We start from the raw sequence: 12164 nt of genomic DNA on the forward strand, positions 1-12164 counted from the left end.
TCACTCAGAGTGCGTCGATGGTGACAGAACTCGGCCGTTACCCGAGCATCGCACGCCTACCCACTGCCCACGGTCCCTCGGATGGGTGATTGGAGGGGCGTTGTTCTGCCGTCGGCCGGATCGGGCTCCTCATTCTGCTTTACGGTGCACCCTCGCGACCCAGTCCGCCGGTTTGGCGATCTCCGCCTTGGTGGGGAGCGTGTTCGGGGAGGTCCACACCCGGTTGAAGCCGGCCATGCCGACCTCGTCGACCACCGCCCGGACGAACCGCTCGCCGTCCCGGTACTGGCGCAGCTTGGCGTCCAGGCCGAGGAGCCGGCGCAGCGCCTGGTCCAGGCGGGAGGCGCCCTTGGCGCGGCGCTGCTGGAACTTCTCCCGGATCTCCGCCACCGACGGCACGACCTGCGGCCCGACGCCGTCCATCACGTAGTCCGCGTGTCCTTCGAGCAGCGACATCACGGCGGTGAGGCGCCCGAGGATCTCGCGCTGTTCGGGGGTCTGCACCAGCTCGACGAGAGAGCGGCCGCCCTCGTCCTCCTCGCCCTCGGGGCGGGCACCGGTCAGGGCCTGGGCGGCCTCCCGCAGGCGCTCCAGCACGGTCATCGGGTCCATGTCGGTCGCGGCGAGGAATGACTGGATCTCGCCCTGGAGGTGGTCGCGCAGCCACGGCACGGCCGTGAACTGGGTGCGGTGCGTCTCCTCGTGGAGGGTCACCCACAGGCGGAAGTCGTGCGGGTCCACGTCCAGCTCCCGCTCGACGTGGACGATGTTCGGCGCCACCAGCAGCAGCCTGCCGCCGCCGCCCTCGCCGGCCGGCAGGTCACGGGTGGCGGGGGCGAACGTCTCGTACTGGCCGAGGACCCTGGACGCCAGGAACGACAGCAGCATGCCCAGCTCCACGCCGGTCACCTTGCCGCCGACCGCGCCCAGCACCGCGCCGCCGGGGCTGTTGGAGCGGCGTTCCTGCATCTTCTCCAGCAGCGGCTTGAGCAGTTCCCGGAAACCGGCGACGTTCGCCCTGATCCAGCCGGCCCGGTCGACCACCAGGACGGGGGTGTCCTCCGGTTCGTGCCCCTCGGGGATCATCCGGGTGAAGGCCCGGACGTGTTCCTCGGACGCCTTGGCGTGCCGCCGCAGCTCGGCGACCACCGCGCGGGCCTCGTCGCGGCTCACCTCGGGCCCGGGGCGTACCAGTCGGGTCGCGGTCGCGACCGCGAGGTTCCAGTCGACCATCTCGGCACCACCGATGCTCGTCATGCGTCAACCGTACGTGCTCGGCGGCGGATCGGGTCAGGGTGCGGCGCCGACCGGCTCACGCCACCAGGGCGGCGGCGAGCCTGTCCAGGGCGGGCTGGGCGGTGGCGGCGGAGGGGGTGCGGCCGGCCAGGAACGCGAACGCCAGCAGGCGGCCGTCGGCGTTCACCACCGTGCCGGCCAGGGCGTTGACGCCGGACAGGGTGCCGGTCTTGGCCCGTACCAGCCCCGCGCCGGCGGCCCCCGGGGAGCCGTCGGCGTAACGATCCGCCAGGGTGCCGCTGAAGCCGCCGACGGGCAGGCCGGTGAGGACCGGGCGCAGCTCGGGGCGGGCGGGGTCCGCCGCCCGGGCGAGCAGGGCGGTGAGGAGGGACGCGGAGACGCGGTCGCGGCGGTCCAGGCCGCTGCCGTCGGCGAACCTCGCTCCGGCGAGCGGTACGCGCAGCCCGCGCAGCCGCTGGGCGACGGCACGGCCGGCCCCGTCGAAGCTCGCGGGCAGGCCGGCCGCGATGGCGGTCTGGCGGGCGAGGGCCTCGGCGAGGTCGTTGTCGCTGGTGGTGAGGGCCCGCTCGACGAGGGCGGACAGCGGCTGGGACCAGGTCCTGGCCAGGAGGGTGGCCTTCTTGGGCGCCCGCGCGCGGGCCGCCGCGCCCCGCACGGTGACGCCGTGCTCGGCGAGCCGGCCGGCGAAGGCGCGGGCGGTGTCGCCGGCCGGGTCGGCGGAGCGGGGGGCGGGGCCGACGGCCGGGGCGGCGGAGCGGGGGGCGGGGCCGACGGCCGGGGCGGCGAGCCGGCCCTCGTCGGTCATCAGGGCGGTGACCGGGGCGATGTTGTCGTTGACCCCGATCGGGTGGCGTTCGGGGCCGGTGTACCGGGAGGTGTCGTACGTCAGCGTGATCTCCGCGACGCCACGCGACCGCAGGGCGCGGGCGGTGTCGGCGGCCAGGGCGCGCAGCCGGGTCGCGTCGAGCGTGGGGTCGCCGCCGCCGACGAGCGTGACGCGGCGGGCGTCGGGGCCCGTGACGGCCGTGGTGGCGATGCGGTGGTCGGGGCCGAGCGCGTCGAGGGCGGCCAGCGAGGTGGCGATCTTGATGGTGGAGGCGGGGGTCATCGGGGTGCCGGCCCCGTCGCCGTAAAGCTGCTTCCCGGTCGTGACGTCGATGACGCACGCCGTGCGCAGCGGGCCGAGCCCGGGATCGGCGAGCAGCGGCGCCAGCGCGGCCGCGAGGGGCGCGGGCCGGGGGCCGGCCGGGCGGGGGTCCGCCGGGGCCGCGGCGGCGGTGAGGGCGGTGAGCACGCCGGGGGCGCTGGGGGCCGGGGCGGGGGGCCGGGGGGCGGGGCGTTCGGGGCCCGCCGCGTGGTGATCTGCGCCACCTGTGGGGGCCTGGGCCGCGGCGCGGGCGCGCTCGGCCGTACGCTGACCCGAGTCCCAGGGCCCGGCCAGGGTCACCGCCCCGGCGGCCAGGACGAGGCCGAGCACGGCGGAACCCGCGGTGAGCCGCATCAGCTTCGGCTCCAGCACGGCTGACCAGCCCCTTTCGCGAGCACACAGTTGCGTGAGGGACACTTAACCACTGAGCTGTGCCGTGAGCACGGCGCCCCCGGTGAGCACGGCGGTCCGGTCCTGCTGGGGGAGCAGTTTCACCCGACGTTTTGTGTTGATCTTGGAGGAGCCACCCGTGGAGTTCGACGTCACCATCGAGATCCCGAAGGGGTCGCGGAACAAGTACGAGGTGGACCACGAGACCGGTCGTATCCGACTGGACCGCCACCTCTTCACGTCGACCGTCTACCCGGCCGACTACGGCTTCGTCGAGGGCACCCTGGGCGAGGACGGCGACCCGCTGGACGCGCTGGTCATCCTGGACGAGCCGACCTTCCCCGGCGTGCTGGTCAAGTGCCGCGCCATCGGCATGTTCCGGATGACGGACGAGGCCGGCGGCGACGACAAGCTGCTGTGCGTCCCCGCCTCGGACCCGCGCATGGAGCACCTGCGCGACATCCACCACGTGTCGGAGTTCGACCGCCTGGAGATCCAGCACTTCTTCGAGGTCTACAAGGACCTCGAGCCCGGCAAGTCCGTCGAGGGCGCCGACTGGGTCGGCCGCGCCGAGGCCGAGGCCGAGATCGAGGCCTCCATCAAGCGTCTGGAGGCGCAGGGCGGCGCTCACTGAGCCCCCCTTCCCCCGCGTGACGGGCGGCGCACCCCGCGGGTGCGCCGCCCGTCGTCGTGTGGCAGCCCTTGGCCGTGCCCATACTGGGCAGGCGGGTCGGATGGGTCGGATGGGAGCGAGGACGAGCACAGTGGCGCCGGAGACGGACGGTCCGGAGGACCGTAAGCCCCAGTCCGATGAGGCACACAGCGCTTTCGCGCCACCGCCGGGCGTGGAACCGCCCCCGGGTGCCGAGGAGGACCAGCAGACGACGTCGGAGTTCGCCCTCCCCCAGGGCCTGGTGCCGGAGGGGCCCGCCGAGCCGGAGGGGTCGGCCTTCGCCCCGCCCTCCACGTACTCGGCGAAGGAGTCCCCGCCCGCGTTCACGCCCGCGGAAGGGTTCCCCGCGATACGGCTGTCCAAGGACGCGCCCTGGCAGGACCGGATGCGCACCATGCTGCGCATGCCGGTGAGCGAACGGCCGGTGCCGGAACCGGTGCAGAAGCAGGACGACGCCGGCCCCGCCGTGCCGCGCGTGCTCGACCTGACGCTGCGCATCGGCGAGCTGCTCCTGGCGGGCGGTGAGGGCGCGGAGGACGTCGAGGCGGCGATGTTCGCGATCTGCCGCTCGTACGGGCTCGACCGCTGCGAGCCGACCGTGACGTTCACCCTGCTGTCGATCACCTACCAGCCCTCGCTGGTGGACGACCCGGTGACCGCCAACCGCACCGTGCGCCGGCGCGGCACCGACTACACCCGGCTCTCCGCGGTCTACACGCTGGTCGCCGACATCAACGCCGAGGACTACGAGGTCTCGCTGGAGGAGGCGTACCGGCGCCTCGCGGAGATCCGCCGCAACCGGCACCCCTACCCCGGCTGGGTCCTCACCGTCGCGGCCGGCGGGCTCGCGGGTGCCGCGTCCATGCTGCTGGGCGGTGACGTGGCGGTGTTCCTCATCGCCGCGGCCGGCGCGATGCTGGGCGACCGGCTCGCCTGGTTCTGCGCGGGCCGCGGGCTGCCGGAGTTCTACCAGTTCGCGGTGGCCGCGGTGCCGCCGGCCGCCCTGGGCGTGCTGGTGAGCCTGCTGCACGCCGGGCTCCAGCCGAACGCGGTGATCACCGGTGGGCTGTTCGCGCTGATCCCGGGGCGGGCGCTGGTCGCGGCCGTCCAGGACGGCCTGACCGGCTTCTACATCACCGCCTCCGCGCGATTGCTGGAGGTCGCGTACTTCTTCGTCGCCATCGTGGTCGGTGTGCTGTCGGTGCTGTACGGAGGCGTGCAGCTCGGCGCCAAGCTCAACCCCGAGGGCGTGCTGAGCGCCGTCGAACGGCCGGTGCTCCAGATCCTCGCGGCGGTCCTGCTGTCCGTGACGTTCGCGGTGCTCCTCCAGCAGGACCGTTCCACCGTGCTGTTCGTGGCGCTGAACGGGGCGGCGGCATGGGTGATCTACGCGTCGATAGCGGTGACGGCGGGCGGCTCGACGGTGATGGCGACGGCGGTCGCGGCGGGGCTGGTGGGCCTGTTCGGGCAGCTCATGGCCCGGTACGAGCACACGTCGTCGCTGCCGTACGTGACGGCCGCGATCGGGCCGCTGCTGCCGGGCAGCGCCACGTACCTGGGCGTGCTGAACATCGCCCAGAACAACATGGACGCCGGGTTCACGTCCCTGGCGCGGGCGGCGGCGCTGGCCCTGGCCATCGCGATCGGGGTCAACCTGGGCGGGGAGATGGCCCGCCTGTTCATCCGGGCGCCCGGCAGCGCGGCGGTGCGCCGCGCGGCGAAGCGCACCCGCGGCTTCTGACAGGGGGCGGGGGCGCGTCGCCCCCACCCCCGCCCACCGGCCGGCGCCGCCCGGCAGGGCGGGACCGGCGTCAGCGCTTGGCGTGGCGGCCGCGCTGGGCCGGAGGGGTGCCGTCCTCGGGGGACGCGGCGGGCTGCTTCTTGCTCTGCGAGCGGGCCCGGAGGTACTCGATCACGATCGGGACGACCGAGACCAGCACGATGAGGACGAGGATCGCCTCGATGTTCTTGTGGACGAACTCGATGTTGCCGAGCGACGCGCCGAGCAGCGTCACACCCGCGCCCCACAGCAGGCCGCCGATGAGGTTGAAGGTGATGAAGGAGCGGTAGTTCATCCGGCTCACACCGGCGATGATCGGCGTGAACGTCCGCACGATGGGGACGAACCGGGCGAGGATCAGGGACTTGGGGCCGTGCTTCTCGAAGAACTCATGGGCCTTCTCCACGTTCTCCTGCTTGAAGAGACGGGAGTCCGGCCGCTTGAAGAGGGACGGTCCGACCTTGCGGCCGAAGAGGTAGCCCACCTGGTCGCCGACGACCGCGGCCAGCACCACCAGGGTGCACACCAGCCACAGCGGGGTGTCGAGGACGCCGGTGGTGACCAGGAGTCCCGTGGTGAACAGCAGTGAGTCACCGGGCAGGAAGAAGCCGATCAGCAGTCCGGACTCGGCGAAGACGATGACCAGGACGCCGATGAGGCCGAAGGTCTCGATGAGGTAGTCCGGGTCCAGCCAGCTCGGTCCGAGCGCAAGCGTATTCACGGGTTCCGGGGCTCCTGGGTCGGTGGGCGGGGACGGCTGCCCAAAGCTATCAACGGTTCCGCCCCCGCCCCGGTTCCACGCCCCTCCCCGGCCCCCGGCAGCGCTGTCCGGGGGCCCGGAGGGTCAGGAGTGACGGGCCGCGTTGGCGTGGATGGCGTCGTGGAGGTGCTGGGCCATGCCCGGGCGCATCGCGTCGTAGAAGTCCGTGAAGCGCTCGTCCGCGACGTACATGTCCGCCAGGCACCGGTGCATCTCGTGGGTGCAGTCGTAGTACCAGTCGTGGATCTGCCGGCGGTGCTCCTCCGCCAGGTCCATCGCCCGCTCGCCCGTCGGCGGCTCGCCGTCCGCCATCAGGGCCTGGTAGCGGGCGCTCCAGTCGGCGTTCTCGTCCTTCATCCGCTGCCAGTCGGCCTTGGTGTAGCGGGAGGTGCGGCGCTGGGACTCGCGGTAGGCCGCGGTGTCGCCCCAGCGTTCCTGGACCTCTTCCTCGTACTGTTCGGGGTCGTTGTCCCCGAACACCTCGAACTTCTCCTCCGGCGTGAGGTTGATGCCCATCTTCTTCGCCTCCATGGCGTGTTCGACGGCCTCGGCCATCTTCTGGAGCTCGGCGATCCGCGTGGTGAGCAGCTCGTGCTGGCGCCGCAGGTGTTCCCGCGGGTCCGCGTCGGGGTCGTCGAGCAGGGCCGCGACCTGGTCGAGAGGGAAGCCGAGCTCCCGGTAGAACAGGATCTGCTGGAGCCGGTCGAGGTCGCCGTCGTCGTAACGCCGGTGGCCCGCGTGGCTGCGGCCGCTCGGGGTGAGCAGCCCGATCTCGTCGTAGTGGTGCAGGGTCCGCACCGTGACACGGGCGAAATCGGCGACCTGGCCCACGGAGTAGCTCATGGCCGTCCCCTCTCCCTTCTTCTGGGTACGGACCTCAGCCTGGGGCCTCACGCGGCGTGAGGTGCAAGCCCGGGCGCCGCGGCGGCTACCGGTCGTCGTCCGGGTGGGCGGTTCCCGTGGCGTACGGGTTGTCGCGGCCCTCGGCCAGGACGCCGACGAAGGGCTCGCCCTCGCCGGCGAAGGTGTAGGCGCCGCCCTCGATGCGTTCGATCAGTCCGCGGGTCCAGGCGGCGCCGGCGTCGGCCGAGTGGATCCACAGGTTCATGATCTCGCCGATGTGGCCCAGCGACTCGGGGCCGTCCTCGGGGACGTAGTACTCCGTGACGCCCGCCCGCCACCGCTCCAGGCCCTCGATCCGCCGCCGGAGCAGCGCGACGGCCTCCTCGCGCGGCAGGTCGACGATGAAGCCGACCGCCGCGGACAGGACGTCCGTCCGCTGGTCGTACGCGGTCAGTGACTCACGCAGCAGGGCGAAGTACTCCTCGGTGCCCCGGTCGGTGAGCTCGTACTCGGTGCGCGGCGGGCCGCCGGCGGTACTGGGGGCGGTTTCGTGGGCGCGCAGCAGCCCTTGCTTGGCCATCTGCTTGAGCGCGTGGTAGATCGAGCCGGGCTTGGCGTTGGACCATTCGTGCGCGCCCCAGTACTCCAGGTCGTTGCGCACCTGATAGCCGTGCGCCCGCCCGTGCTGGCGTACCGCGCCGAGGACCAGCAGCCGGATGGCCGACATCTCCCACGCACCCTTCGTAGTCAAGCTTGACCAGACTACGCGGGCGGCGGCGCACGGGCGGGGCGGGGCGGGGCGGGGTGGGGTGGGGTGGGGTCAGGCGTGGGACAGCGCGATCAGGTCGAAGGCGTTCTTCCCGTCGAGCGACTCGCGGATGATGTCGGCGTGCCCGGCGTGCCGGGCGATCTCCTCGACCAGGTGCATGCCCAACCAGCGCATCGAGACGCGGGCGTCCGCCGGGTACCAGGGCGCGTCGGGGAGGGGGAAGGTGTCGTCCAGGCTGGGTACGGACCGGAGGAACTCGCCGGTCTCCTTGGCCACGCCGTCCCAGAACTCCAGGACGCCGGCGACGGTCTCCCCCTGCTCCAGCCGGAAGCCGTCCGCCCAGGTGTCCTGGGTGCGCTGCCGCTCGTTCGGCTGCCGCTGCGCCATCCGCAGCCAGGACAGCTCCGTCTCGGCGACGTGCTTGAGCAGGCCCGACAGCGACAGTTCGCTGGCGCTGGGGCGGGAGGCGGCCTGTTCCTCGGTCAGCCCGAGCACCGACCGGCGGACCGCGCCGCGCTGCGCCTCGATGAAGTTGAGCAGCGCGCCGCGCTCGTCGCCGTGTGCCTCGGAGGGAACGTGAGTGACCATGAGCTGGTCCGCCTTTCCGGTCGGTGCCTTACGTCACCAACCTACGGACCCTTGAGGTCAGGACCTGTCCTCAACTCGCGGGGGCGGTGGATCTCAGAAGGGGAACCGGCTCCGGCCGTGCTGGATGGAGATCCACTTGTAGGTGGTGAAGGCGTCGACCGTGGCCTCGCCGTTCAGCCGGCCCACGCCGGAGTGCTTCTCGCCGCCGAAGGGGACGATCGGCTCGTCGTGGACGGTGCCGTCATTGATGTGGATCATGCCGGTGTGGATGCGCCGGGCGAGCCGTACGCCACGCTCGACGTCACCCGTGTGGACGGCGCCGCTGAGGCCGTACGGGGTGTCGTTGGCGATCCGCACCGCCTCGTCCTCCCCGTCGAAGGGGATGAGCATCACCACGGGCCCGAAGATTTCCTGGCCCAGGACCGGGGAGTCGGCCGGCAGGCCGGTCAGGACGGTCGGTGCGACGACGTTCCCCTCGGCCCGGCCGTGTACGAGCGCGGTGGCACCGGCGCCGACGGTCTGGTCGACGAGCGTGGTGACCGCCTCGGCCTGGGAGGCGTTGATGAGCGGGCCGATGTGGGTGGCGGGGTCGGCCGGGTCGCCGGCCTTGAGGGTGCGGACCTTGGCGACGAACTTCTCGGTGAACTCGCGCTCCAGGGAGCGGTCCACCAGGACCCGGTTGGCGGCCATGCAGACCTGGCCCTGGTGCACGAAGCGGCTGAAGACGGCCGCGTCGACGGCGTAGTCGACGTCCGCGTCGTCCAGCACGATCAGGGCGCTGTTGCCGCCGAGCTCCAGGACGGACCGCTTGAAGTGGGCGGCGCAGACGGTGGCGACGTGCTTGCCGACCCGGTCGGAACCGGTGAACGAGATGACCTTGGGCACGGGGTGCTCGATCAGCGCGTCGCCGATCTCCGCGATGTCGGTGATCACGACGTTGAGCAGGCCGGCCGGGAGCCCGGCGTCCTCGAAGATCTTGGCGACCAGGGCGCCGCCCAGGATCGGGGTGTTCTGGTGGGGCTTGAGGACGACCGCGTTGCCGAGGGCCAGCGCCGGGGCGACGGACTTGAGGGAGAGGAGGAAGGGGAAGTTGAACGGGCTGATGACGCCGACGACGCCGACGGGGACCCGGTAGAGGCGGTTCTCCTTGCCGTCGACCGGCGAGGGGAGGATGCGGCCCTCGGGACGCAGGGCCAGGTTGACCGCCTCGCGCAGGAACTCCTTGGCCAGGTGCAGTTCGAAGCCGGCCTTGGTCCGCGTACCGCCGAGTTCGGCGATGATCGCCTCGGTGATCTCGGCCTCGCGCTCCTCGATCAGCCGCAGCGCCCGCTCGAAGACGGCGCGGCGCGTGTACGGATTGGTGTCCGCCCAGGCGGGCTGGGCCCGCTCGGCGGCCCGGTAGGCCTGGTCTATCTCCTCGACCGTGGCCACGGTTATGGAGGCGAGCTTCTCCTCGTTGTACGGGTTGAAGTCGATGATGTCCCACGAGCCGCCGCCGGCCCGCCACTCACCGTCTATGTACTGCAGGGCCAGGTCTGTGAAGTAGGACATGCCATCCCTTCCCGAGGGCGCGCACTCTGCTCTGCCGAGTCATGTGATGGGACGTCATCCTACTGGCGGGTCAGGTGAGTTGGAGGAGGCCTCGGAGAAGGTCGCGGCTTTCCTCGGGCCCCGGACTGTCCTGGTGCAGCCGCTCCATCACCCGCTCGTACTGGGCCACTTCCTCGCGCTTGTCGAGGTAGAGCGCGCTGGTGAGCTGCTCCAGGTAGACGATGTCGGAGAGGTCGGACTCGGGGAACCGCAGCATGGTGAACGCGCCGCTCTCGCCCGCGTGGCCGCCGAAGCTGAAGGGCATGACCTGGAGCGTGACGTTGGGCCGCTCGGAGACCTCGATCAGGTGCTTGAGCTGGTCGCGCATCACTTCCCGGTCGCCGTACGGGCGGCGCAGCGCCGCCTCGTCGAGGACGGCGTGGAAGCGCGGTGCCCGCTCGGACACGAGGACCTTCTGGCGCTCCAGGCGCAGGGCCACGCGCCGGTCGATCTCGGCCCGTGAGGCGTCGGGCATGCCCCGGCTGACGACGGCGTGGGCGTAGGCCTCGGTCTGCAACAGACCGTGCACGAACTGCACTTCGTAGATACGGATGACGGAGGCGGCGCCTTCGAGCCCGATGTACGTCTGGAACCAGCCCGGCAGGACGTCGCCGTAGCTGTGCCACCAGCCGGTGACGTTGGCCTCGCGGGCGAGGCCGAGGAGGGACTCCCGCTCGGTCTCGTCGGTGACGCCGTACAGGGTGAGCAGGTCCTCGATGTCCCTCGCCTTGAAGCTCACCCGACCCAACTCCATACGGCTGATCTTGGATTCGGACGCCCGGATGGAATAGCCGGCGGCCTCGCGCGTGATGCCGCGCGACTCGCGCAGCCGCCGCAGTTGCGAACCCAGCAGGATGCGCCGCACCACGGAACCGCTCGACTCACTTGCGGTCACGTCTCCAACCCTCCCCATCGCTGATGTGTACGACGGAGCACCCCCGAGCCCCGAGACGCCGGATTCTGCCACCAAAACGCTTCGCGGCGTACTCGCTCGGTTACGGAATGACGAAGCCTTGGCCGAGTGGTGACCATGGGGACGGCCCGCCGCGCGAAGTCGTGCGCGGAAGATTTGGCCAGCAACCACCACGGGGGCGGACAGGTCGGGCGCGTGCACGTGCATCTGCCCTTGCATCAGGTGGTCGCATTCGGAACGATGGGCCTCGCGCACCTGCGTACTCGTTCGTGTTGTCGCACCACAGCCGCGAATCCCGGGAGTGCCTCGCATGGGGACGAATGGATCGACCATGCTCGAGCCTTTAAGGCAGGGGCTTCCGCCGATCGACGCCGCTTCCGTCCCCCGTTCCGCCTCGTGCGCACTGCCCGCCCGCTATGACGCGGTGCGCGGCGCACGGAAGTTCACCAGCACGACGCTGGCCCAGTGGGACCTCAGCGACCGGTTCGACGACGTCGCCCTGGTCGTCTCCGAACTCGTCACCAACGCGCTCCGGCACGCCCTGCCCGCCGACACTCCTCGCGAGGCGCCGCACGACCCGCCGGTCCGGCTGCACCTGATGCGCTGGGCGAGCCGGCTGGTGTGCGCGGTGCGCGATCCGTCGCCGGACAGCCCGGCGACCCGCGAGGCGGAGGAGGACTTCTCGGCCGAGTCGGGCCGGGGGCTGTTCCTGGTGGAGTCGTTCAGCGACGGCTGGGGCTGGCACCCGCTCGCCGGCACGCTGCACGGCAAGGTGGTCTGGGCGCTGTTCCGGCTCTCGGACACTACGCAGAGGCAGACGCCGGCCCCGTAACGGACGCCTGCGGACATCTCCGGGGGCGGCCTGCGGGGCCGCGCCCGGTGGCCGGCGGCCCGGTGGCGGGCGAGTGCTTCGGTCCGGTGGTCGGCCGGCGAGACTTCGGTCCGGTGGTCGGCCGGCGAGACTTCGGTCCGGTGGTCGGCCGGCCGCTCCGGCGGGTGGGGCTCAGCCGGCCACGAGGTGGTCGAACTCGCCGTCCTTCACGCCCAGCAGCAGCGCCTCGATCTCGGCCGGGGTGTAGACCAGCGCCGGGCCGTCGGGGTGCCGTGAATTGCGCACGGCCACCTGCCCTCCGGGCAGCTTGGCAAACTCCACGCACGAGCCCTGCGAATTGCTGTGCCTGCTCTTCTGCCATACGACGCCGTGAAGCTCCGTGGCCGCCATGCCGTTGTACACGTCGCGCACAGGACGCTCCCCGAGATACATGTTGCAGGTGTCAACTATCGGGATCATAGCGGTGACTCCCGTGCATATGCGCGAGCAGATGCACGTGCACGGCGGGTGCTCCCTCGATTACAGGCACTGTGCTACTCCCCCGTACGACCATAGAGACGAACGAACACGCGGTATGGCTCCCTCCTTTCTCCACGACACGGGAAAAGGCCCTCCCGAAGGA

The 12164-nt window shown here is 71.7% G+C and carries 12 protein-coding genes; 3 read left to right on the forward strand and 9 right to left on the reverse strand.

Annotation, left to right across the window (positions count from 1 at the left end; all coding sequences use genetic code 11):
* Positions 1–129: 129 nt before the first annotated feature.
* Together ACF068_RS18865 and dacB are read right to left on the reverse strand one after the other, a co-directional pair.
* On the reverse strand, positions 130–1257 hold the full coding sequence (locus tag ACF068_RS18865) for a zinc-dependent metalloprotease (protein WP_392275379.1): 1128 nt from the start codon (positions 1255–1257) through the stop codon (positions 130–132).
* A gap of 55 nt (positions 1258–1312) precedes the next feature.
* A complete protein-coding gene (gene dacB, locus ACF068_RS18870) occupies positions 1313–2758 on the reverse strand; it encodes a D-alanyl-D-alanine carboxypeptidase/D-alanyl-D-alanine-endopeptidase (RefSeq protein WP_392275694.1) in 1446 nt (481 codons plus the stop codon).
* A gap of 175 nt (positions 2759–2933) precedes the next feature.
* Here dacB and ACF068_RS18875 point away from each other — a divergent pair, with 175 nt between their 5' ends.
* Positions 2934–3428 (forward strand): inorganic diphosphatase, encoded by a 495-nt coding sequence (locus tag ACF068_RS18875; RefSeq protein WP_073756976.1) that lies wholly within the window; start codon positions 2934–2936, stop codon positions 3426–3428.
* Between the two features lie 109 nt (positions 3429–3537).
* The gene (locus ACF068_RS18880) at positions 3538–5208 is read left to right on the forward strand and encodes a threonine/serine exporter ThrE family protein (RefSeq protein WP_392275380.1); all 1671 of its coding nucleotides are present in this window, start codon (positions 3538–3540) and stop codon (positions 5206–5208) included.
* A 70-nt stretch (positions 5209–5278) separates the two neighbouring features.
* Here the strand turns inward: ACF068_RS18880 and ACF068_RS18885 are convergent, their stop codons facing one another.
* The 6 genes from ACF068_RS18885 to ACF068_RS18910 all read right to left on the reverse strand — a co-directional run bounded on the left by ACF068_RS18885 (position 5279) and on the right by ACF068_RS18910 (position 10692).
* Entirely contained in the window at positions 5279–5968 is a 690-nt protein-coding gene (locus ACF068_RS18885; RefSeq protein ID WP_392275381.1) for a DedA family protein, read from the reverse strand.
* A gap of 123 nt (positions 5969–6091) precedes the next feature.
* A complete protein-coding gene (locus tag ACF068_RS18890) occupies positions 6092–6850 on the reverse strand; it encodes a MerR family transcriptional regulator (RefSeq protein WP_392275382.1) in 759 nt (252 codons plus the stop codon).
* Positions 6851–6935: 85 nt separating this feature from the next.
* Complete coding sequence (locus ACF068_RS18895) at positions 6936–7577, reverse strand: PadR family transcriptional regulator (RefSeq protein ID WP_392275695.1); 642 nt, start codon at positions 7575–7577, stop codon at positions 6936–6938.
* 93 nt (positions 7578–7670) lie between these two features.
* Positions 7671–8207, reverse strand: coding sequence for a DinB family protein (locus tag ACF068_RS18900; RefSeq protein WP_392275383.1), 537 nt, complete (start codon positions 8205–8207; stop codon positions 7671–7673).
* A gap of 93 nt (positions 8208–8300) precedes the next feature.
* Entirely contained in the window at positions 8301–9758 is a 1458-nt protein-coding gene (locus ACF068_RS18905) for an aldehyde dehydrogenase family protein (RefSeq protein WP_392275384.1), read from the reverse strand.
* A 70-nt stretch (positions 9759–9828) separates the two neighbouring features.
* A complete protein-coding gene (locus tag ACF068_RS18910; protein ID WP_392275385.1) occupies positions 9829–10692 on the reverse strand; it encodes a helix-turn-helix domain-containing protein in 864 nt (287 codons plus the stop codon).
* Positions 10693–11020: 328 nt separating this feature from the next.
* Between ACF068_RS18910 and ACF068_RS18915 the strand changes: the two genes are divergently transcribed.
* Positions 11021–11542, forward strand: coding sequence for an ATP-binding protein (locus ACF068_RS18915; RefSeq protein WP_392275386.1), 522 nt, complete (start codon positions 11021–11023; stop codon positions 11540–11542).
* Between the two features lie 171 nt (positions 11543–11713).
* Here ACF068_RS18915 and ACF068_RS18920 read toward each other — a convergent pair whose 3' ends face one another.
* Positions 11714–11953, reverse strand: a complete 240-nt coding sequence (locus ACF068_RS18920; RefSeq protein ID WP_392275387.1) for a DUF397 domain-containing protein — start codon at positions 11951–11953, stop codon at positions 11714–11716.
* Between the last annotated feature and the right edge of the window lie 211 nt (positions 11954–12164).

This window comes from Streptomyces sp. NPDC016309, from assembly GCF_043077235.1.
In the GTDB taxonomy this organism is placed as follows: domain Bacteria; phylum Actinomycetota; class Actinomycetes; order Streptomycetales; family Streptomycetaceae; genus Streptomyces.